Below are 22075 nucleotides of genomic sequence, written 5' to 3' on the forward strand. Positions count from 1 at the left end.
AACGGACATGGCACAACATACATTTCTGGTAGAGATCGGTACTGCTGAGCTGCCGCCCAAAGCCCTGCGCTCCCTGGCCGAAGCCTTTGCCGACAACTTCAAAGCCGAACTGACCAAGGCCGATCTGGCCTTTGGCGACGTCGAGTGGTTTGCCTCACCGCGCCGTCTGGCGCTGAAGGTAAGCGAGCTGGCCGGCGAACAGCCGAGCAAGAGCGTCGAGAAGCGCGGCCCGGCCGTGGCGCAGGCGTTCGATGCCGAAGGCAAGCCGACCAAGGCTGCCGAAGGCTGGGCCCGTGGCAACGGCATCACCGTTGAACAGGCCGAGCGTCTGGTCACCGACAAGGGCGAGTGGCTGGTCCACACCGCCAAGGTCGAAGGCCGTCCGGCCAAAGAATTGCTGGGCGAACTGGTTGCCTCCGCACTGGCCAAGCTGCCTATCCCGAAGATGATGCGCTGGGGCGACAAGACCATCCAGTTCGTGCGTCCGGTCTTTACCGTGACCCTGCTGCTGGATGGCGAGCTGGTTCCTGCTCACATTCTGGGTATCGACTCTGCCCGCACCATTCGCGGCCACCGCTTTATGGGCGAGAGCGAGTTCACCATCGACAACGCCAGCCAGTACCCGCAGATCCTGCAGGAGCGCGGCATGGTGATTGCCGACTTCATGGCGCGCAAGGCCAAGATCAAGGCTGACGCCGAAGCGGCCGCTGCCGCCTTCGGTGGCGTGGCCGATCTGGACGACGACCTGCTGGAAGAAGTGACCGCACTGGTCGAGTGGCCTGTGGTGCTGACCGCCAACTTCGAAGAGAAGTTCCTGGCCGTTCCGGCTGAAGCACTGGTTCACACCATGAAGGGTGACCAGAAGTACTTCCCGGTCTACGACAAGAACGGCAAGCTGCTGCCGAAGTTCATCTTCGTCACCAACATCGAGTCCAAAGACCCGAGCCAGATCATCAGCGGCAACGAGAAGGTGGTTCGCCCCCGTCTCTCAGACGCCGAGTTCTTCTTCAAGACCGACCTCAAGCAGACCCTGGCCTCCCGCCTGCCGCGCCTTGAAACCGTGCTGTTCCAGCAACAGCTGGGCACCGTCAAGGCCAAGGTCGAGCGCATCGAGACCGTTGCCGGCTTTATCGCCGAGCGCATCGGCGCCGACGTAGCTCAAGCCAAGCGTGCCGGTCTGCTCTCCAAGTGTGACCTGATGACCAACATGGTCGGCGAGTTCACCGACACCCAGGGTGTCATGGGGATGCACTACGCCCGTCACGATGGCGAAGACGAAGCAGTGGCCGTGGCTCTCAACGAGCAGTACATGCCGCGCTTTGCCGGTGATGCCCTGCCGTCCGGTCTGGTTGCCTGCGCCGTCGCGCTGGCCGACAAGTTCGACACCCTGGCCGGTATCTTCGGCATCGGCATGCTGCCGAAGGGTGACAAGGACCCGTTCGCCCTGCGTCGCGCCGCCATCGGTGCCCTGCGCATCATGACCGAGAAGCAGCTGGATCTGGATCTGGTTGAACTGGTTGAAGAAGCGGTACGCGTCTACGGCGACAAGCTGACCAACAAAACCGTCGTCACCGACGTGGTCGACTTTATGCTGGGCCGCTTCCGCGCCGCCTATCAGGACGAAGGCATCGGTGCCGACGTGGTGCTGGCCGTACTGGCCCGCCGCCCGACCCGTCCGCTCGACTTCGATCGTCGCGTCAAGGCCGTCAGTCACTTCCGCACGCTGGATGCCGCACTGGCACTGGCTGCCGCCAACAAGCGCGTGAGCAACATTCTGGCCAAGGTCGAAGGCGAATTGCCGACTGCCGTCAAACCGGAACTGCTGGTCGATGCCGCCGAGAAGGCGCTGGCCACCCAGGTTGCCGAACTGCAAGCCGAACTGGCCCCGCTGTTCGCCGCCGGTGACTATCAGGCTGCCCTCACCCGTCTGGCCGCCCTGCGCGAGCCGGTTGATACCTTCTTCAACGAAGTGATGGTGATGGCCGACGACGAAGCCCTCAAGGCCAACCGTCTGGCACTGCTGAACAACCTGCGCAACCTGTTCCTGCAAGTCGCGGATATCTCCCTGCTGCAGTGATCTTGGTTGAGTAAATGATATTAAAAACGGCGCCGCGAGGCGCCTTTTTATTAAATATACTATTGGGGGTCTCGTGACAAAAAATGCTACTAAAATGGAATCACATTGCAAACAATGTAAATCCGATATTCCATCTGGTGCTCGAATATGCTCAACATGTAATTCTTATCAAGATTGGAGGAGCTTAATCCCATTCTCCAATACCGCTCTTGCCCTTCTCACCGCTCTTATTTCTGTTATTGGCATTGCAGCTCCTGCTGTCTATAAAATAATTCATAAGCCTACATCTGAGGCAACATTAACAATGCCATCATTCGATGGAACAACACTAAGAGTAGTTGCAATGAATCATGGTGATGCCCCTGCATCGCTAATAAAAGCATGGGTTGATAGTGAATACTTAGCTGCAGCGACAAAAGTGAGACTTAGGAATGATTCTGATGCCATACTACATCCCGGAAGTCAGTTATTAACCTTCGATATAATTCCACTTTTAGATGAAGATGACTCTTATCGGAGCTCTTTGGAAATGCTCACATACGTCAATAAAAACCAACCAGCACCTCGGACTGAAATTCGTTTCCATTTATTCCAGTCAGATGGGAGATTTTCCGTTCAGGCTATATCTCTTGATGCCGGTCAGTTATTTTATCTACTACGCGAAAATGCTGACCGCTGTTCAGCAATTACAGAAATAAACTCTGAAAACGGATGTATTGGAAGAGGAACCCCACCAGAAGAACGTTTTCCAAGGAAATCAGATACGATACCAAAAGGATTAGCTGACGAACTCGAAATGCGCATTAATAGACAACAAGAAGCAGCGGCAAAGAATAAATATAATCATTAGCCCGTAGGTTCGATTAGACATCAGGCGTAATCGGACATTCGCGTAAATCGATTCTCTCGCCATAACGGCCAGCCGCACTTCCCCCTCCAGCTGGCCGCTCCTGTTTCGCGGCAACAACCGTAATCAAAGCCTCTCGTTCGTCCGATTACGCTGCGCTAATCGAACCTACAGGGGGCAATGAGCTGTTATCATTTGAGACAGTGCCCAGCGCCGCCACGGCCAATCAGAGGAACGTCATGAACATACCTGCCGCCCCCGCCCCGTCAATCTGCCAGCAGTGTCAGGAGCAGGTGGATCTAGACTTCGACTTCACCATGGCCTTTCAGCCCATCGTCGAGTGCCGCAAACGCACCGTCTTCGGTTATGAGGCGCTGGTGCGGGGGATCCACAACGAACCGGCGCAGAGCGTGATTGCCCAGGTCAACGACGACAACCGCTACCGCTTCGATCAGCTTTGCCGGATCAAGGCCATCGCGCTGGCCGCACGGCTCGGGATGAAGGGGATGCTGAGCATCAACTTTCTGCCCAATGCGGTCTATCGCCCGGAGCGCTGCATTCGCACCACCCTGCAGGCGGCCCGCGAGCATCTCTTTCCCATCGAGCAGATCATGTTCGAGCTGACCGAGGTGGAGCAGGTGCAGGACAGCCAGCATCTCCGCAGTATCGTCGATCACTATCAGGCGCTCGGCTTCAAAACGGCGATCGATGACTTTGGCGCCGGTTACTCGGGCCTCAACCTGCTGGCCGATTTTCATCCCAACATCGTCAAACTCGATATGCACCTGCTGCGCGGCATTGACCATGACCCGACCCGACAAGCCATAGTGCGCCACTGTCTGGCACTGTTTGCGGAGCTGAAGATCACCCCGCTGGCGGAGGGGATCGAGACCCGCGAAGAGATGGCCTGTCTGCGGGAGATGGGCGTCAGCCTGATGCAGGGCTATCTGTTTGCCCGCCCCGGCTTTGAAACCCTGCCCGAGGTGGATTTCGCCAACTGGTAAGCCATATCGGCCTTGCCCCCTCAACCCACTCCCGCCTGAATAAGAAAACGGACACCCGAGGGTGTCCGTGTGCGTACCCTGTGATCTTGCACCATGGTCACACTGTCACCTTCCCCGGTTAATGGGTCAGCTGTGGCAACAGTTGCAACAGGTGAGCCCGTATCGCCAGCGGCGTCTGGCTGGCCCAGATATCCAGCAGGCCACACGCAAGCAACGGCAGCACCAGCAGCAACAGGCAGAGCAACCCCAGCAAACGGCTCGGTGCAAGCCGCTTCACCTTGCTGCCAAGGTGCAGGGCCTCGGCCCGCTTGGGGCAGGCGGCCACGCAGCTCAGGCAGCCGGTGCACTCCAGGTTGCGTACCGCGATAAGCTGGTGCACCGCAATGCGCGATGGACAGGCCCGGCTGCACTTGTCGCAGTCATGACCCTGGCTTCGCAGGCAGCGGGCCGGGTCACGGCGAATGCGCAGCGGCGTCAGTAGCCCCAGTAGGGCGAGCCAGGCGCCATAAGGGCAGAGGTAGCGGCAGAATCCCTGACGAAAGGTCGCGGTAAGCAGCAACACCCAGCCGAGGCACAGACCCGAGATCAGGGTCATGTTGAAGAAGAAGGCTCCCATCTTCATATCCGCCGCCTGATGGTAGGGGCTGGTGAAGTAGCCGGGCAGAGCAGCAGCCGGCACCGCCAGCAGGATGATGAAGAGCAGAAAGCCGAGCACCAGAAATTTCTGGGTGCGCAGGGCAAGATCCAGCCAGCGCGGCGGGCTCCACTCCCCCGGCAGCAACCGGTGGCGCAGGCCATGTAGCCATTCCCCCACCAGCCCGAGCGGACAGAACCAGGCACAGAACGCCCGCCCCAGCAGCAGGGCCGACAGGGAGAGCACCAGTACGGTGACGGTGGCCGCCGGATGGTGGGGATCCACCAGCCCCTGCGCGAACCAGGCCCGCAGCCCGAGGCCACCGGCGATGGGCAGGAAGGCATCCACCACGTCCGGGCGCACCAGCCAGGGGCTCATCCCCTGTCCCAACTGCCAGATATGCAGGCTGTATTGCACTGTGACCAGCCCCCAGCAGAGCAGCAGCAGATGGCGAGTGCGCGCCCGCAGCCACTGGCTGTCGAGCGCTTCCAGGGCGGGCAGCGGCCGCCTCTGATGCCGGAGGGCAAGCACGGCGGTGACCGTCCCCAGTGCGAGCCAGAGCAGACTGTCCGCCACCAGCAACCAGACCAGCCCCAGCAGGCCGAGCGCAAGACGCCCCGGCCAGCCGGTGCGCACCTGCCACGCCAACCGCACCAGATAAACCATACCGGCCACCATGGTTATCGCTTCAATCACGCTCATGCATCCCCCACTACCTACATCCGGATCCGGCAGCAAGGATAACTAACATTTGAGTTGATTATTTTGATCTGCATGGGCCGAGGGAGGAGTTATGGCCAATGCCTCCCTCGCAGGCTCTCCCCTCTTCAACGACACGCCGCCTCACCAGCCAGGAACTAGCTGCGGGCACGGTGGAGGTGGTAGTCAACGTGATAGTCGTTGGCATTACGGAACATGATGGAGTAGTTGAGGAACTCTCCGCTCTCGCTGTATGAGAGTGAGGTGAGCCGCAGGATAGGGGCTCCCTGCTCGATATGGAGCTGCTCGGCAGTAACCCGATCCGCCAGCACGGCACTGAAGCACTCATAGTTGCCCGCAATCGCGATGCCGCACTCCCGTTCGATGTAGTCGAATTTGGACCCTTCCAGATGGGCTACCGACAGATTGCGAAACAGTCTGACCGGCATATAGCTCTCTTCCAGCAGCAGTGCCCGACCATCCACCGAGCGGATCCGGCTTGAGTAATAGACGGGTTCATTCACCTTAACCCTCAGCTGACTGGCGATGGCCGGTGGCGCGGGCATGGTACGAAACTCCAGTACCTGGCTGGTCAATGTGCGCCCCTGCTCGCGCATCAGTTCGGTAAACCCGCTCAGACCTTTGGTCTCATGCTGGACATCCTTTTTTGTCACATAGGTGCCGCTGCCGTGGCGCCGCTCGACCAATCCCCACTCGATCAACATATCTACCGCTCTGCGAATGGTCATGCGGGAGACGCCATACTGTTCTGCCAGCGCTTTTTCGCCCGGCAACACATCTCCCACCCGGCACTCGGCACCGTTTACCCTGATCCTGAGTCGGTCAGCCACCGATTTATAGATCACTGCTAGACATCTCCTGTGGTCACAACGCCAACCATCTTATTCTTAAGTAAGTGGATAAATTGCATAAAAACAATAACTTAAATTTAAACTAAAGCTGCAAGAACATCACAAAACCAAGAGGTACAACAATATCGCAAAAGTTAGACATTTTTGTCTAAATAACTGCATGCGTCAGATCACATTATTCCAAGATATTTCATGAGGTCTCTTTTTATCGTTGCTAATTTGCATCTGGCAACACCGGCAAGGATTCGATTAGCTATTTCAACCAAGGGACAATATATGCTCAGTCAAATTCAACGTTTTGGCGGAGCAATGTTCACTCCTGTACTGCTTTTTCCTTTTGCAGGTATGGTAGTAGGCATTGCAATTATGCTGAAAAACCCGATGTTTGTCGGTGAATCACTGGCAAACCCACAAGGATTATTTTTTCAGATCATCCATATTATTGAAGAGGGTGGCTGGACAGTATTCAGAAATATGCCGCTAATATTTGCGATTGGCCTGCCAATCGGTCTGGCAAATAAGGCACAAGCCAGAGCCTGTCTGGCTGTATTGGTCAGTTTCATGACCTGGAACTATTTTATCAACGCCATGGGCATGACCTGGGGCAGTTATTTCGGGGTCGACTTCAGTCAGGATGTAGGGGGTGAAAGTGGCCTCGCCATGGTCGCGGGGATCAAGACCCTGGATACCAGCATCATAGGGGCCATCGTCATCTCCGGCATCGTGACGGCACTGCACAACCGCCTGTTTGATCGCCAACTGCCGGTCTTTCTCGGCATCTTTCAGGGCAGCTCCTTTGTCACCATTGTCGCCTTCTTCGTGATGATCCCCTGCGCCTGGCTGACCCTGCTTGGCTGGCCAAAAGTACAGATGGGCATCGCCTCCCTGCAGAATTTCATGCTGATCTCGGGTCCGGTCGGGGTATGGGTATACACCTTCCTAGAGCGGATTTTGATCCCGACCGGCCTGCATCACTTTATCTACGGCCCCTTCATCTTCGGCCCAGCGGCAGTAGAGGGAGGCATTCAGCTCTACTGGGCGCAGCACATGCTGGAGTTCAGCCAGAGTACTCGCCCGCTGATTGAACAGTTCCCTCAGGGTGGCTTCGCCCTGCACGGCAACTCGAAGATTTTCGGTGCCATGGGGATTGCTCTGGCCATCTATGCCACGGCAGCCAAAGAGAACAAGGCCCAGGTGGCAGGCCTGCTGATCCCGGCCACCCTGACCGCCATTCTTGTCGGTATCACCGAGCCGCTGGAGTTCACCTTCCTCTTCATCTCGCCGCTGCTGTTTGCCATCCACGCCCTGCTGGCAGCCACCATGTCGACTGTGATGTACCTGTTTGGTGTGGTCGGCAACATGGGTGGAGGTCTGCTCGACCAGTTCCTGCCGCAAAACTGGATACCCATGTTCCACAACCATGCGGGAATGATGTTCACCCAGATCGCTATCGGGTTGGTCTTTACCGGCATCTGGTTCCTGATATTCCGCGCGCTGATTATCAGACTCAATCTTAAAACACCGGGCCGGGAAGACAGTGAAATAAAGCTTTATTCCAAGTCAGATTATCAGGCAGCCAAAAACCAGCGGGGCAGTGATAGTGCAACACAAATTATCGAAGCGCTTGGTGGAGTCAAAAATATACGCAGTCTGAATAATTGTGCCACCCGCTTAAGAATATCTCTGGTTAACAGCAAGCTAGCCGCTGCAGATGAGGAGTTTATTAAATTAGGGGCCCATGGTGTCGTCCGCCATGGCGATAGTATCCAGGTAATTATCGGTCTGCATGTACCTCAGGTACGTGAAAATATGGAATCGATTATGAACAACAGTCATCAACAATCGTCTTTAGTAATGGAGTCATGATCATGAAAAAATTCTCTGTAGTCATTGCCGGTGGTGGTAGCACTTTTACTCCAGGTATCGTTCTGATGTTGCTGGAAAATCAGCATCGCTTCCCGCTCAAGGAGATCAAATTCTACGACAACGATGGTGCCCGTCAGGAGATCATTGCCGAAGCCTGCAAAATCTTGCTGAAAGAGAAGGCTCCCGAGATCGCCTTCAGCTATGGCACCGACCCCAAAGCAGCGTTTAGCGATGTAGATTTCGTCATGGCCCATATCCGGGTTGGCAAATATCCGATGCGCGAGCTGGACGAGAAGATCCCGCTGCGTCATGGGGTGGTCGGTCAGGAGACCTGCGGCCCGGGCGGTATCGCCTACGGCATGCGCTCCATCGGCGGGGTGCTGGAGCTGGTCGACTATATGGAGCAGTACTCACCCAATGCCTGGATGCTCAACTACTCCAACCCGGCCGCCATCGTCGCCGAAGCGACCCGTCGCCTGCGTCCCAACGCCAAAATTCTCAACATCTGCGACATGCCGATCGGGATCGAGGGGCGCATGGCCCAGATTGCCGGTCTCAAATCCCGCAAAGAGATGCGGGTACGCTACTACGGCCTTAACCACTTTGGCTGGTGGACCCGCATCGAGGATCTGGAAGGCAACGACCTGATGCCGAAGATCAAGGAGCACGTCGCCCGCCACGGCTATGTGCCCAATAGCGCCAGCCATGCCGAAGCAAGCTGGAACGATACCTTCGCCAAGGCAAAGGATGTATGGGCGCTCGACCCGGATACCCTGCCCAACACCTATCTGAAGTACTACCTCTACCCGGACTATGTGGTGGCCCACTCCAACCCGGAACACACACGCGCCAACGAGGTGATGGAGCACCGCGAGAAGCAGGTCTTCACCGCCTGTACCGACATCGTCAAGGCAGGTAATTCAGCAGCGGGCGAGCTGGAGATCGATGAGCACGCCTCCTATATCGTTGACCTGGCAACCGCCATCGCCTTCAATACCCAGGAGCGGATGCTGCTGATCGTTCCCAATCGCGGCGCCATCCCCAACTTTGACCCGGAAGCCATGGTCGAGATCCCCTGCCTGGTCGGCAGTAGCGGGCCAGAGCCGTTGCAGGTGGGCAGCATCCCGCTGTTCCAGCAGGGCATGATGGGCCAGCAGGTCGCGGTCGAGAAACTGGTGGTCGAAGCCTGGGTCGAGCACTCTTACCAGAAGCTGTGGCAAGCGATCACCCTATCCAAGACAGTGCCCAGTGCATCGGTGGCCAAGTCCATTCTCGATGACTTGATAGAGGCCAACAAAGCCTACTGGCCGGAACTGAAATAAACCGCCCATAAACAAAAACCCCCTCGTGACAGAGGGGGTTTTTCGTGTTGGCAACGGGTGCGGATTAACGCAGCGGTTTGACCGAGCGACGGACAATCAGCTCGGGCTGTACCGTCATCGACTCCACTTCCAGCTCCTTGTTGCGGATCCGGCTGACCAGATGCTTCACCGCCAGCTGGCCCAGTTCGGCCTTCGGGTGACGGATGGTGGTCAGCGGCGGGCTGGAGAAGCGCGCCATCTCCACATCGTCGTAACCGATGATGGAGATATCGTCCGGCACCTTGACTCCGGCTTCCCAGGCTGCGCAAATCGCGCCGATCGCCATGGGATCGTCGAAGGCAAAGACCGCGGTCGGGCGAGGCTGCAGGGCCAGGATGCGCTGCATGGCATCGAAGCCGCTCTGGCTCTCGTAATCCCCTTCAAAGACCTGTTCATCTTTGAGGGTCAGACCGTGCTCGCCCAGCGCATCACGTACCCCGTCCAGCCGCTGCTGGGTGGTCGGCTTGGAGAGCTGGCCAGTGATGCAGACGATGTCGCGGTGCCCCAGCTCCAGCAGATGGCGTACGGCCATGCGGGCGCCGATGCGGGCGTTGTCGTTGATGACGTTGGCGAAATCGCACTCCGTCCCCCAATCCAGTACCACCTGCGGCACGTTCTTGTGGATGCGCAGCATGTCGCGCAACGGAGTGTCGATATCGGTCCCCAATACCAGCAGACCATCCACCCGTTTTTCCATCAGCATTCTCAGGTAATGCTGTTGGCGAGGCGGCTGGTTTTCGGTGTTGCAGAGGATCAGGCTGTAGCCCTGTTCGAAGCAGTACGCTTCAACCCCTTGCACCACTTCCGCGAAGAAGGGGTTTACGCTGGTGGTCACCAGCATGCCAATGGTCTTGGTCGAATTTATCTTAAGACTGCGCGCTACCGAGTTGGGCGCGTAGTTGAGTTCTGCCACCGCCTCAATCACTTTCTGGGTCGCGTCTTCGCTGACCCGCCGAGTGTGGTTGAGCACATGTGAGACGGTGGAGATGGATACGCCTGCGCGCGAGGCGACATCCTTGATAGTGGCCATCTCTGTCTCCTGACTGTCAAAGGCGGAACATTAGCAGATTTCCCGAATAAAGGCTTGGTTTTAACGGGCTCTGCCACGGAATTGTCAATGCCGGCTAATTTAGGCGCTCATTTCTGTTTGCGCAAACGATTAATGGTCAAAATGGGAGCACCATCAGAGTAAAATATCACCAGACTAATCCTCTGTGCTTCATCATAATCACCTCTGGTTACCAAGATGTTAAGGCGAAGAATCGATACTAAATTCCAATTAAACACAAATAACAGGTCATTTATTTCAAAATAAGCCCACCCAACCCCCTCTGGTTAGTATCTTTAACAGCTTGTTATTGCCCCGTGAGGAATGATAGAACCATACCTATAGCCGGATGCACGGGATGTCGATCCGGAATGGCACTCGTAAATGAAACAATCCACTGATTAAGGGACGAATCAATGCATAAGTTGAGCAAAATTACAGTAAGCGCAGCGGTTTCTTTGGCTCTGTTTGGATCGATCTCCATCGCACACGCGGCAGACACCATCAAGATAGGTATCGCAGGCCCACTCACCGGCCCGGTTGCCCAGTACGGGGACATGCAGTTCACCGGCGGCAAGATGGCGGTCGAGCAAATCAACAAGGCTGGCGGTATCAATGGCAAGCAGATCGAAGCCGTCATCTATGACGATGCCTGTGATCCCAAGCAGGCGGTAGCCATTGCCAACAAGGTGGTGAATGATGGCGTCAAGTTCGTGGTCGGCCACCTCTGCTCCGACAATACCCTGCCCGCCTCCGACATCTATGAAGACGAGGGGATCCTGATGGTCACCCCCGCCTCCACCAACCCCAAGATAACCGAGCGCGGTTACCAGCTGACTCTGCGCACCATAGGTCTGGATAGCGATCAGGGCCCGACTGCCGCCAAGTACATCATCGAGCAGGTCAAACCCCAGCGCGTCGCCGTTATCCACGACAAGAAGCAGTACGGTGAAGGGATCGCCTCCAGCGTCAAAGCAGCACTGGACAAGGCTGGCGTGAAGGTGGTGGCCTATGAAGGGATCACCGCCGGTGACAAGGACTTCTCCGCCCTGATCGCCAAGCTGCAGAAAGAGAACGTCGATTTCGTCTACTACGGCGGCTATCACCCTGAGCTGGGCCTGATCCTGCGTCAGGCTGGCGAGAAGGGGCTGAAAGCCAAGTTCATGGGCCCGGAAGGGGTCGGTAACAAGGATATCTCCGCCATCGGCGGCCCGGCTTCCGAAGGCCTGCTGGTGACCCTGCCGAACAAATACGATCTGGTGCCTGCCAACGCCCCGCTGGTGGCGGCGTTCAAGGCCAAGGGTCAGGACTCCTCCGGCCCGTTCGTCTGGACCACCTATGCCGCGGTGCAGAGCCTGGCTGCCGGTATCGCCAAGGCGGGTGAAGATGACCCGGCCGCTGTTGCCGCCGCCATCAAGGCCGCACCGATCGATACCGTGATGGGCCCCCTGACCTGGGCACCTAACGGTGACCTGAAAGGCTTCGAATTCGGTGTGTTCCAGTGGCACGCTGACGGTACTTCCAGCCAAGTCAAATAATCTGCCGATCGGGGGTGAGTACGCTCACCCCCTCCTCTCTTTGCGGGCAAGTACAGGGAACGCAGTATGTCCGAACACCTCCTTTATCTCGTTCAGCAACTGCTGAACGGATTAACCATAGGCAGCACCTATGCGTTGATCGCCATTGGCTACACCATGGTCTATGGCATCATCGGCATGATCAACTTCGCCCACGGCGAGGTTTACATGATCGGCTCCTATGTCGCTTTTATGGTGATGGCGGGGCTCATGATGATGGGCATCGACAGCACCTTTCTACTGCTGGGGGGCGCCTTCCTGGTCAGTATCATCATCACCGGCACCTATGGCTGGAGCATCGAGCGGGTCGCCTACCGGCCACTGCGCGGTGGCAACCGGCTGATCCCCCTTATCTCCGCCATCGGTATGTCGATCTTCTTGCAGAACATGATGCGGATGGCACAGGGCTCGCGGGATATCGCCATGCCCAGCCTGATCTCCGGTGGCTGGACCCTAGGGGGTGAGGATGGTTTTCAGGCCAGCCTCTCCTATATGCAACTGATCATCTTCGTGGTGACTTTCATCACCATGCTGGCGCTGACCCAGTTCATCGGCCGCTCCCGCATGGGCCGCGCCTGCCGCGCCTGCTCGGAAGATATCAAGATGGCCAACCTGCTGGGCATCGACACCCACGTGGTCATCTCCATCACCTTCGTGCTGGGAGCTGCACTGGCCGCCGTGGCGGGGGTGCTGCTCGGCATGTATTACGGCGTCATCAACCCCTACCTCGGCTTTATGGCCGGTCTGAAGGCCTTCACTGCTGCCGTACTGGGCGGTATCGGCAGCATTCCGGGCGCCGTACTGGGCGGCCTGCTGCTCGGCGTGGTTGAAGCGCTCACCGCCGGTTATCTCAGCACCGAGTACAAGGATGTGATGGCGTTCGCCTTGCTCATTTTTGTGCTGCTCTTTATGCCGACCGGCATCCTGGGTCGCCCGGAAGTGGAGAAAGTGTGATGAAACATCAATTTATCCACGCCTGTATCGCCAGCCTGGTGCTGCTGGTGCTCTCCTTCTGGCTGCTCGGCTTCAAGCTGGAGACCGATGGCGCCAGCCTGCAGGTGGTGAGCCGCCTCGATGTGTCGCTGGCCTGGCTGCTGGGGGGCGCCACCATTGTTTTCTGGTTCCAGATGCTGCGCGGCCAGATTGCCAAGCTGTTTCAGGCCTCCATCAGCGGCTTCTCGGTCGGCTTCACCAAGCTGGTGCTGCCGAGCCCGGAAGAGGCGCCCAAGCTCTATAACCTCACCGCAGTGCTGGTGCTGCTGTTCGCGGTGAGCTGGCCCTTTATGGCCTCTCGTGGCGCCATCGATCTCGCCACCCTCACCCTGATTTACATCATGCTGGGGCTGGGGCTGAACGTGGTGGTCGGCCTCGCCGGTCTGCTCGATCTCGGCTATGTCGGCTTCTACGCGGTCGGTGCCTACAGCTATGCCCTGCTCAACACCTACTTCGGACTGAGCTTCTGGGAGTGCCTGCCCATCGCCGGGCTGATGGCCGCCACCTTCGGCTTCCTGCTCGGCTTCCCGGTGCTGCGGCTGCGGGGGGACTATCTGGCCATCGTCACTCTGGGTTTTGGCGAGATCATCCGCATCCTGCTCAACAACATGACCACCCTGACCGGCGGTCCGAACGGGATCTCCGGCATCCCCAAGCCAACGCTGGGGGGGCTGGAATTCAACCGCACCGTCAAGGATGGGGGCTTTGATACCTTCCACAACTTCTTCGGCATTACCTACAACGCCAACCACAAGGTGATCTTCCTCTACCTGATGGCGCTGGTGCTGGTGGTGGTGACCCTGTTCGTCATCAACCGCCTGCTGCGCATGCCCCTTGGCCGCGCCTGGGAAGCGCTGCGGGAAGATGAGATCGCCTGCAAATCGCTGGGGCTCAACCCCACCATCATCAAGCTGACCGCCTTCACCATAGGCGCCACCTTCGCGGGCTTTGCCGGCAGCTTCTTTGCCTCGCGGCAGGGCTTTATCAGCCCGGAATCCTTCGTCTTTATCGAATCGGCCATTGTGCTGGCGATTGTGGTGCTGGGCGGCATGGGCTCGCAGATCGGGGTGGTGCTGGCAGCCATCGTGATGACGGTGCTGCCGGAGCTGGCCCGCGAATTCAACGAGTACCGCATGCTGATGTTCGGCCTCTTGATGGTGTTCATGATGATCTGGCGGCCACAAGGATTGCTGCCGATGACCCGTCCTCATCTGGAGTTGAAGAAATGAGTACTCATCAGAAGTTAATGGAAGTCTCTGATTTGTCGATGCGCTTCGGTGGCCTGCTGGCCGTCAACGGGGTCAAGCTGGATATCGACAAGGGCGAGGTGATCTCCATCATCGGCCCCAACGGTGCGGGCAAGACCACCATCTTCAACTGCCTGACCGGTTTCTACTGCCCGAGCGGCGGCACCATCCGCTACAAGGGTGAGGAGATCCAGGGGCTGCCCGGCCACCTCATTGCCCGCAAGGGGATTGTGCGTACCTTCCAGCATGTGCGGCTGTTCAAGGAGATGACAGCGGTGGAGAACCTGCTTGTTGCCCAGCACCAGCACCTCAACACCAGCTTTATCGCCGGCCTGTTCAAGACCCCGGCCTTCCGCCGTGCCGAGCAGGAGGGGCTGGAGCGGGCCGCCTTCTGGCTGGATAAAGTGGGGCTCAAGGATCTCGCCAACCGCGCCGCCGGCAACCTGGCCTACGGTCAGCAGCGCCGCCTCGAGATCGCCCGCTGCATGGCGACTCGTCCCGAGCTGCTGATGCTGGATGAACCGGCCGCCGGTCTCAACCCGAAGGAGACCGACGAACTGGACGAGCTGATCATGAGCCTGCGGGACGAATTCGGGGTCTCGGTACTGCTGATCGAACACGATATGAAGCTGGTAATGGGCATCTCCAACCGCATCTTCGTGGTCAGCCAGGGCACCCCGCTGGCCCACGGCAAGCCGGATGAGATCCGCAACAACCCGGCAGTGATCAAGGCCTATCTGGGCGAGTCGTAAGGACAAAAAGATGTTAGAACTTCGCAACGTATCGACCCACTACGGCAAAATTCAGGCACTGCACGATGTCAGCGTCGAGGTGAAAGAGGGTGAAATCGTCACCCTGATCGGCGCCAACGGCGCAGGCAAGACCACCCTGCTGATGACCCTCTGCGGCGAACCCAAGCCCAGCAGCGGCTCCATCTGGTTTGAGGGGGAACAGATCAGCTCCCTCACCACCGCCCGCATCATGCGCAAAGATATCGCCGTAGTGCCGGAGGGACGCCGCATCTTCGCCCGCCTGACGGTGGAGGAGAACCTGCTGATGGGCGCCTTCTTCGTCGACAAGGCAGAGCAGCATGGCCTGCTGGATCAGGTGTTCACCCTGTTCCCGCGCCTGCACGAACGCTTGCAACAACGGGCGGGCACCATGTCCGGCGGCGAGCAGCAGATGCTGGCCATCGGCCGCGCCCTGATGAGCAAACCGCGCCTGCTGCTGCTGGATGAACCCTCGCTGGGGCTGGCCCCCATCGTCATTCAGCAGATCTTTGACACCATAGAGCAGTTGCGCCAGAAGGGGATGACCATCTTTCTGGTGGAACAGAACGCCAACCAGGCGCTCAAGCTGGCCGACCGCGGCTATGTGCTGGAGAACGGCCACGTGGTGCTGCAAGACACAGGGGCCGCCCTGCTCGCCAACCCGGCGGTACGGCAGGCTTATCTGGGCGGTTAACCCACTCACCCGCATGCCATATCAACAAGGGAGCCGCTGGCTCCCTTATCTTTTGTGGGGTTAGTTTGCGCCCAAGCTTGCGGTACACTGGCCCGTAATCAACCTATTCGCAGGACATCCCGATGGACCAGTTTGCCCATATCAATGCCCATGATGCCTACCAGAAACTGAGCGCGGGTGAAGCCCGTCTGGTGGATATTCGCGACCCACAATCCTTTGAAGCGGCCCACGCGGTCGGCGCTTTCCACCTCACCAACGGCACCCTGGTGCGCTTTATGAACGAAGTGGATTTCGATACCCCGGTCATCGTGATGTGCTATCACGGCAACAGCAGTCAGGGGGCGGCCCAATACCTGCTGCAACAGGGTTATGACGAGGTCTACAGTCTGGATGGCGGCTTCGAGGCGTGGCGCCGGGAGTTTCCCATCGAGGCAGGCGAGGCATGATCCAGCTGCTGGTGCTCGACAACGCCCGCATGGCGCAGGCGCTGGTGGACTATCTGGCGACCCTGGGCATCTCCTGCGAGCTGACCCAGTCCGAGCTGGGGGTCACCATCTGGTTGGCGGACGAGCAGCGCCTTGCTCAGGCCCAGCTGGAGGTGAAGCGCTTTCTGGCCGAGCCGGCCCACCCGCGCTACATGGAGGCCTCCTGGCAATCCGGCCGCGCCGATGCCCGCATCGACTACAGCAAGGGGATGACGGATCCCATCACCGACTTCCTCCATCAGGCAGGGCCGCTGACGCTGGTGGTGATCATCGCCTGTCTCGCCATCTACGGGATCGAGGCCATCGGCCTGCCCATCTACGATGAACTGGCATTCCACCCGACGCTGGCCCAGTTCACCGACTGGCAGGCGTGGCGCTATTTCACCCCCGCTCTGATCCACTTCTCGGTGCTCCATCTGGTGTTCAACTTGCTCTGGTGGTGGTATCTGGGGGGCCAGATCGAGCAGCGCCTCGGCAGCGGCAAGCTGCTGATCCTGCTGCTGGTGGGCGCTGCCCTGCCCAATATCGCCGAGTTCTTTGCCAGCGGCCCGCTGTTTGGCGGCCTCTCCGGCGTGGTCTATGCCCTGCTCGGCTACTGCTGGCTGCGCAGCAAGCTGCAACCGGCCTGCGGCCTCACACTGCCACCGGCGCTGATGGGCTTTATGCTGTTCTGGATGGTGCTCGGCTTCTTCGACATGCTCGGCACCAGCACCGCCAACATCGCCCACCTGACCGGTCTGCTGGTCGGCCTGCTGCAAGGCTGGCTGGATCGCAACCACCAGCCGACCTGATTTTTCAGCAGTTGCAGAAACGAGAACGCCGCCCCGAAGGGCGGCGTTTTTTTACGCGATAGGCAGTTACTGCTTGATCAGGGTGTCATCGGTTACCTTGACCGCCGCACCGCCACTCATAAAGAAGCTGGCAAACTGGGTCTGGATCTCTGAAGTGACCGCACCAACCTGATCGAAGTTCGCATCAGGGGCCAGCAGCGAGCTATGGCCCCCTTTCAGGAAGCGCGCAGCATGATGGACGGGGCCAAGGTAACTATCGGTCAACGGTTTTAATCCCATCACCCGGAACAGCGGCTCGGTACCACCCAGCGGCGCAGAGGCAATGCTGTTGGGGATCACCTGATCCGGCAAGCTGAGCGCACCATCACCAACAATTTCGGTGGCGAATAGCGGGAAGCTCTTGGCGACGCCACTGCCCAGATTGATCGGGTCGGCAGAGTCCAGCACTGACTGGGCGGCAAAGGTATAGCTCTGCAAGGTGCTCGCAGCCCCCGCCTGAGTAGCCGCATCCAGACTGGGCAGGAACTCGTTCACGAAACAGGTCGGCACCGCCGTCTGGCAACCGGGAGCATAAGCCTCAAACCCGGCCTTCAACTCGGGACTGCCCGAGGTAAGCACGCTCATCTTGATGGTCGGCCCGAAGCTCGGCGAGTTGAGCAGCAACGGGGCGATGCCGCCACCCGGCATCGACAGACCACCGGTTGAAAACTCGAACATGCTATCAGCGGCGTTACCCATTTTCTGGTTGGCCACCGCCAGCAGATTGGCCCCGGTAATGGCGCCGAGCGAGTGCCCAAGGAAGTGAACTTTCAGACCGGCACCGCCCAACTGACCGCCCAGCCCCTTGGCATTAGCCAGACCGACAGCCAGGCGCAGACCCAGCAGATCGGCCACGCTCTGCTTCAGGTTATCCCGCGCCACCGTCAGATAACCCAGATTCAGGTAGGGAGTCGGATTCTCGGAGGTGGTGACAGTATCCATGCTGCCGCTCAGGGCATAGCCACGCTCGCCGTGCAGCGGGTGATCGATCACCACGACAGCAACCACCTTGTTCACTGAGGGGTCTAACCCGGCACCTATCTGGCTCAGCGCCAGCGCATAGGCGTTCTCCTTGATGGAGGTAACCCCGTGCTGATAGATGATCACATCAGTGACAGTGCTGAGGTCAGTGGTGGGGGCAAAGATCCGCAGCGGTACAGATTGTACTTCGGTCAGGGTCGGCAGCGGGTTGAAACGGCCAATATTGCGCTCGGCATCCAGCGGCTTGCCACCTGAGGTGAGAGTCACCCCGATCAGCTTGCTCGCCTCCCTCAGCAGATCGGCCTGACGGCTCGGATCGGCAATCAGCTCACCCAGCAGCTCCGGATTCACTCCGGCGCCTACCAGCCCACCGATCACCTCGCTATCACCCGCTTTCAGCGCGTTGGCGATGGCATAGAGGCTGGGAATGGCGCCGTGCCAGGATTGGGTCTTGGCCTTGTCCCAGGAACCGGCTATCGCTGGAGTAGAGAGGAAATAAGGGAGCTTGACGGTACCGGTATACACCTTGGTCGCCGCCGCGACGCCGTTCAATGTGGCATTAGCAGCCACAGCTGCAGCAATCGCATCCCGATCATCTTGAGGCAAGAATGGCTCGTTCGCCAGCTGTGTCAGGAAGGGCACCCCGCCATTGAGCGCATCAATCGTATATGTTCCCGGCAGACTGGTGTTGCCTTTGGCGTCCTGCTTCCACAGCGATGCAGCATCCAGGGTCGGGCTCTGCAACACGGTGGCCGCAGCGCCCTTCACTGCCAGCAGCACATCGGCACCGGACTGGGTGGCAAACCAGTCGGAGAAGATCACCCGATCGCTGGTGATCCCGGTAGCTGCCTTGAACAGCCCTTCCTGCAGCGCAATCAGGCTGCTGATGGTCTGCTCCTGCACGGTTGCACCAGCCGTCGATTTGAAGTTGCTGTAATCACCACCGGCCTTGAGTGGCACACCACGGCTGTCCTTGAGGGCGTCGGTCGCCACGATCATGTAGTAGGAAGAGGGATTAAGCGGCTTGAGCGGAACCAGATTAAGCTTGCCGTCCCCGCCAGTGACCACAAAGTCGGCCCCATAAACCAATGGCTTGCCGCCCTTGACTCCGTTGGGTTGCAGAGTGACCGGATCCAGCGTGAGCTCGAGCAGGTAGAGGGGCGCAACGGCAGAAGCATACTCGCTGGCCGCCGGTGCCGGCACAGATACCCCGGTCACGGTCGCCGGTACCAGCTGGACGGGTTGGGTGGTTGACCAGCCATCCAGGGTGGAGAGGGCAGATACCGGGTTCGACAGATCAGCAGTTTCTGTCGAAAACTTCAGGGTACCGTCGCTGGCACGTGGGGCCAGCACGCTCGGGCGAAGTCCATTGGCTCCACTCAGGGCATAGTCCAGGGAGCTGGTAGTATCTCCCTTGTTGTCATCTCCACCACATCCGCTCAGCAGAGCGCTGACAACAGCTGCATAAATTAGCTTCTTCTTCATTTTTTATTCTCTTTTTATAGGGTTGTTATCCATCACCAGCCAACGAGGCCATCACGACCGCGACTGCAAGACGTTAACATAAAACCAACAACCAACGAGACTCATGTTGGTCATCTTCTGCTCAGGTTTGTGGAGAGAATCAAGGTTTTACGTCAACAAAGGGGCGCAAGGGTAACAACAGTGAGTGATTAACCAGACCCGACCAGCCAGCGGGCACCATCACGACTAAAAAGCCGCCGCGATCTCGGCAAAGTGAGGGAATTGTCGGTAGAATGTCCGCCAACGCTTAAGGAGGACATCATGATCGACCCGAAGAAACTGGAAGAGATCGCCAAGCAGGTGCACAACTCCCTGCCACCCGGCATTCGCAGCATGGGTGAAGAGGCCGAGAAGAAGATGCGTCAGGTACTGCAAGCGCAGCTGGGCAAGCTGGATCTGGTCAGCCGTGAAGAGTTCGACGTGCAGACCAAGGTGCTGCTGCGTACCCGGGAAAAACTGGCCGCCCTCGAAAGCAAGCTGGCTCAGCTCGAGCAGCAGCTCGGCGCCAAAGGCGAATAACGAAAACCCCAGCTCAGCTGGGGTTTTTGCTTTGTATTGAACCTGTAAAAAGCATCACACCTGAAGCAGATACCAGGCCCGCTTGCCGCGCGCCTTGGCCTCGTACATGGCCCGGTCGGCCACCTCCAATGCCTGTCGGAAGCTCAATGGTTGCTCCTCCCACAGGGCGATGCCGATACTCAGCCCCACCCGCTGCGGGCAACCGGGTTTGGGCACGTAACCATGCATCCGGCAGATCAGGGCATCGGCCAGATGAGCCAGAGCATGGTTTGATACATCACGATGCAGATAAACCACAAACTCGTCACCGCCGTAACGGCCGCACAGGGCAGAGCCCGGCATAATGAGACGCAACCACTCCGCCATCTGCTGCAGTACCTGATCACCACAAGCGTGGCCCAACTGGTCATTGATCCCCTTGAAGTCATCCAGATCGATAAAGAGCAGTGCCCCCGTCCCTTGTGGCGGCTGTAGAGCGAACGCCTTGCCAAATCCCTGCCGGTTGAGCAGGCCGGTGAGCGCATCGCAGTTGGCACGCTCTGCCAGCCGCTGCTCATAAGCCTTGCGCTGGGTGATATCGATATGGGAGCCCATGATCCGCAATGGCCTGCCCTCATCATCCCACTCCACTACGCGACCACGATCCCACAGCCAGGTGATCTCCCCGGCCGGGCTGATGGTGCGGTATTCAGCTTCGTAGAAGGGCGTTTTCCTCTCAAGGTGGGCAAAGTAGCTGCCCATGGCATGGGCGCGATCGTCGGGATGGAGCTTGGCGCTCCACTGATCGAAATGAGGGGCCATATCGCCAGCCTGAAAGTTCTGCAGATTGAAGACCCGCAGTTCGCCGGTGGGAATGGTGCCCTGCCAGAGACAGATGCCGGTGCCATCGAGGGCGGCATTGAGCTTCTCCTGCAACAGGCCGTTTTCATGCTGCAAAGCGGCGATCTCTGCCTGCAAACGGGCAAACGCATCACCACCGGAGGAGGGTTCCGGCATGGCGGCCAGCTCAGTCGCGCAGGGTGCCTCCCGATCATACCCGGGTTGCCCCCTTGCCTCTTTGCTTAACACTGCGCCTCCTTGTGCTTGCTCTATGGATACTCTTGTCAATCCAAACAAAGATGCCACCAGCCAAGCCAGATTAGTAGCCATTCATAGCCAATATATTGAAAAATAATGGGATAACGCCGCGATAATCCAACCATTCGGTACGATCAGGTACTGCGGCAGCCACAAAAACAAAAGCCCCCGGCAAAACCGGGGGCTGCGTCATCCAAGCGGGAATCCCGTCAGATAAATTCGTAGGCATCACCAAAGATGCGCTCCGGCTCGGCGCCAAGGATCTTGAACTCCTCACGCGCGGCACCCGCCATCTCGAAACGGCCGGCGACATAGATGTCGTAGTCGTGGAGGCTGACGAAGTCATCCATGATCGCCTTGTGTACCAGCCCGCTCTTGCCGATCCAGTCAGCCTCAGGCTCCTGCACCACCGGGATAAAGGTCAGCGGCGCGTAGTCACGCTCCCACTGCTGCATCTGCTCCAGCTCATAGAGCCAGTGAGCCTGACGCACCCCCCAGTAGAAGAACACCGGGCGCTTGCTGCCCGTGTCGATCAGGTACTCCAGAATGGAGCGGGCGTAAGAGAAGCCGGTGCCGCCCGCCATCAGGATTAGTGGGCGAGGGGATTCATCGCGCAGGAACGCCTTGCCAGCCGGCAATTCAACCTCGATCTCCCCCTGCTCGCGCATGCGGGCCAGCACCTGACCGGCGTAGGCGTTTTCGGGAGTGGCACCAATTTGCAGCTCCAGCACGCCCGGGCGGGTCGGTGAGTTGGCGATGGAGAAGGGGCGCTTGTCCGAATCGCTCATCACCACCAGCAGATACTGGCCCGGCTTGAAGCTGATCGCTTGCTGCGGCGTCAGGGCCACATGCCAGATGGTGTCGACATATTCGCGCAGTTCCTCTACGCGGCATTTGATACGTTGCATTCTTGTCCTTGTGGCGGGCTCGCTCGGCCCGCTTCGCTCATTGTTTCACTATGGAGTGACGA

Annotated in this window: 19 protein-coding genes; 13 read left to right on the top strand and 6 right to left on the bottom strand. The window is 58.6% G+C overall.

The window, feature by feature from the left end:
* The first annotated feature begins 7 nt into the window (after window positions 1-7).
* The 3 genes from glyS to G5195_RS16670 all read left to right on the top strand — a co-directional run bounded on the left by glyS (window position 8) and on the right by G5195_RS16670 (window position 3928).
* Window positions 8-2077 carry a glycine--tRNA ligase subunit beta gene (glyS, locus tag G5195_RS16660; RefSeq protein WP_421223294.1) on the top strand — a complete coding sequence of 690 codons (2070 nt, stop codon included), beginning with the start codon at window positions 8-10 and terminating at the stop codon, window positions 2075-2077.
* A 73-nt stretch (window positions 2078-2150) separates the two neighbouring features.
* Entirely contained in the window at window positions 2151-2927 is a 777-nt protein-coding gene (locus G5195_RS16665; RefSeq protein ID WP_421223292.1) for a hypothetical protein, read from the top strand.
* 236 nt (window positions 2928-3163) lie between these two features.
* A complete protein-coding gene (locus tag G5195_RS16670) occupies window positions 3164-3928 on the top strand; it encodes an EAL domain-containing protein (RefSeq protein ID WP_421223290.1) in 765 nt (254 codons plus the stop codon).
* A 118-nt stretch (window positions 3929-4046) separates the two neighbouring features.
* Here G5195_RS16670 and G5195_RS16675 read toward each other — a convergent pair whose 3' ends face one another.
* Complete coding sequence (locus G5195_RS16675) at window positions 4047-5264, bottom strand: 4Fe-4S binding protein (RefSeq protein WP_421236323.1); 1218 nt, start codon at window positions 5262-5264, stop codon at window positions 4047-4049.
* Window positions 5265-5419: 155 nt separating this feature from the next.
* Window positions 5420-6127 (bottom strand): GntR family transcriptional regulator, encoded by a 708-nt coding sequence (locus G5195_RS16680; RefSeq protein ID WP_421236324.1) that lies wholly within the window; start codon window positions 6125-6127, stop codon window positions 5420-5422.
* A 282-nt stretch (window positions 6128-6409) separates the two neighbouring features.
* On the opposite strand from G5195_RS16680, the gene G5195_RS16685 reads away from it, so the two are divergent.
* Window positions 6410-7999: an alpha-glucoside-specific PTS transporter subunit IIBC gene (locus G5195_RS16685; protein WP_421213397.1), complete on the top strand. Its 1590-nt coding sequence runs from the start codon at window positions 6410-6412 to the stop codon at window positions 7997-7999.
* A complete protein-coding gene (locus tag G5195_RS16690) occupies window positions 7996-9321 on the top strand; it encodes a 6-phospho-alpha-glucosidase (RefSeq protein WP_206692012.1) in 1326 nt (441 codons plus the stop codon). Before G5195_RS16685 ends, G5195_RS16690 begins: the two co-directional genes overlap by 4 nt.
* A gap of 64 nt (window positions 9322-9385) precedes the next feature.
* Here G5195_RS16690 and G5195_RS16695 read toward each other — a convergent pair whose 3' ends face one another.
* The gene (locus tag G5195_RS16695; protein ID WP_005355925.1) at window positions 9386-10390 is read right to left on the bottom strand and encodes a substrate-binding domain-containing protein; all 1005 of its coding nucleotides are present in this window, start codon (window positions 10388-10390) and stop codon (window positions 9386-9388) included.
* 434 nt (window positions 10391-10824) lie between these two features.
* Between G5195_RS16695 and G5195_RS16700 the strand changes: the two genes are divergently transcribed.
* The 7 genes from G5195_RS16700 to glpG all read left to right on the top strand — a co-directional run bounded on the left by G5195_RS16700 (window position 10825) and on the right by glpG (window position 16965).
* The gene (locus G5195_RS16700) at window positions 10825-11946 is read left to right on the top strand and encodes a branched-chain amino acid ABC transporter substrate-binding protein (RefSeq protein WP_005342436.1); all 1122 of its coding nucleotides are present in this window, start codon (window positions 10825-10827) and stop codon (window positions 11944-11946) included.
* A 66-nt stretch (window positions 11947-12012) separates the two neighbouring features.
* Window positions 12013-12939 carry a high-affinity branched-chain amino acid ABC transporter permease LivH gene (livH, locus tag G5195_RS16705; protein WP_005339439.1) on the top strand — a complete coding sequence of 309 codons (927 nt, stop codon included), beginning with the start codon at window positions 12013-12015 and terminating at the stop codon, window positions 12937-12939.
* Window positions 12939-14207: a high-affinity branched-chain amino acid ABC transporter permease LivM gene (locus G5195_RS16710; protein ID WP_216979827.1), complete on the top strand. Its 1269-nt coding sequence runs from the start codon at window positions 12939-12941 to the stop codon at window positions 14205-14207. The genes livH and G5195_RS16710 overlap by 1 nt, the downstream gene beginning before the upstream one ends.
* The gene (livG, locus tag G5195_RS16715) at window positions 14204-14977 is read left to right on the top strand and encodes a high-affinity branched-chain amino acid ABC transporter ATP-binding protein LivG (RefSeq protein WP_005339435.1); all 774 of its coding nucleotides are present in this window, start codon (window positions 14204-14206) and stop codon (window positions 14975-14977) included. The genes G5195_RS16710 and livG overlap by 4 nt, the downstream gene beginning before the upstream one ends.
* A 10-nt stretch (window positions 14978-14987) precedes the next feature.
* Entirely contained in the window at window positions 14988-15689 is a 702-nt protein-coding gene (locus G5195_RS16720; RefSeq protein WP_005342433.1) for an ABC transporter ATP-binding protein, read from the top strand.
* A 122-nt stretch (window positions 15690-15811) separates the two neighbouring features.
* Entirely contained in the window at window positions 15812-16135 is a 324-nt protein-coding gene (glpE, locus tag G5195_RS16725; RefSeq protein ID WP_005342431.1) for a thiosulfate sulfurtransferase GlpE, read from the top strand.
* The gene (gene glpG, locus G5195_RS16730) at window positions 16132-16965 is read left to right on the top strand and encodes a rhomboid family intramembrane serine protease GlpG (protein ID WP_421213372.1); all 834 of its coding nucleotides are present in this window, start codon (window positions 16132-16134) and stop codon (window positions 16963-16965) included. Before glpE ends, glpG begins: the two co-directional genes overlap by 4 nt.
* A 66-nt stretch (window positions 16966-17031) precedes the next feature.
* Here the strand turns inward: glpG and G5195_RS16735 are convergent, their stop codons facing one another.
* Window positions 17032-19470, bottom strand: coding sequence for a VolA/Pla-1 family phospholipase (locus tag G5195_RS16735; protein WP_421236325.1), 2439 nt, complete (start codon window positions 19468-19470; stop codon window positions 17032-17034).
* A 300-nt stretch (window positions 19471-19770) separates the two neighbouring features.
* On the opposite strand from G5195_RS16735, the gene ubiK reads away from it, so the two are divergent.
* The gene (gene ubiK, locus G5195_RS16740; protein WP_005339429.1) at window positions 19771-20028 is read left to right on the top strand and encodes a ubiquinone biosynthesis accessory factor UbiK; all 258 of its coding nucleotides are present in this window, start codon (window positions 19771-19773) and stop codon (window positions 20026-20028) included.
* 54 nt (window positions 20029-20082) lie between these two features.
* On the opposite strand, the gene G5195_RS16745 is transcribed toward ubiK, so the two are convergent.
* Together G5195_RS16745 and fre are read right to left on the bottom strand one after the other, a co-directional pair.
* Window positions 20083-21096 carry a sensor domain-containing diguanylate cyclase gene (locus G5195_RS16745; protein ID WP_227341660.1) on the bottom strand — a complete coding sequence of 338 codons (1014 nt, stop codon included), beginning with the start codon at window positions 21094-21096 and terminating at the stop codon, window positions 20083-20085.
* Window positions 21097-21314: 218 nt separating this feature from the next.
* Window positions 21315-22013, bottom strand: coding sequence for an NAD(P)H-flavin reductase (gene fre, locus G5195_RS16750; RefSeq protein ID WP_362772136.1), 699 nt, complete (start codon window positions 22011-22013; stop codon window positions 21315-21317).
* Window positions 22014-22075: the final 62 nt, after the last annotated feature.

The organism is Aeromonas sp. 601039 (genome assembly GCF_049174415.1).
GTDB classification, from domain to species: Bacteria; Pseudomonadota; Gammaproteobacteria; order Enterobacterales; family Aeromonadaceae; genus Aeromonas; species Aeromonas veronii_A.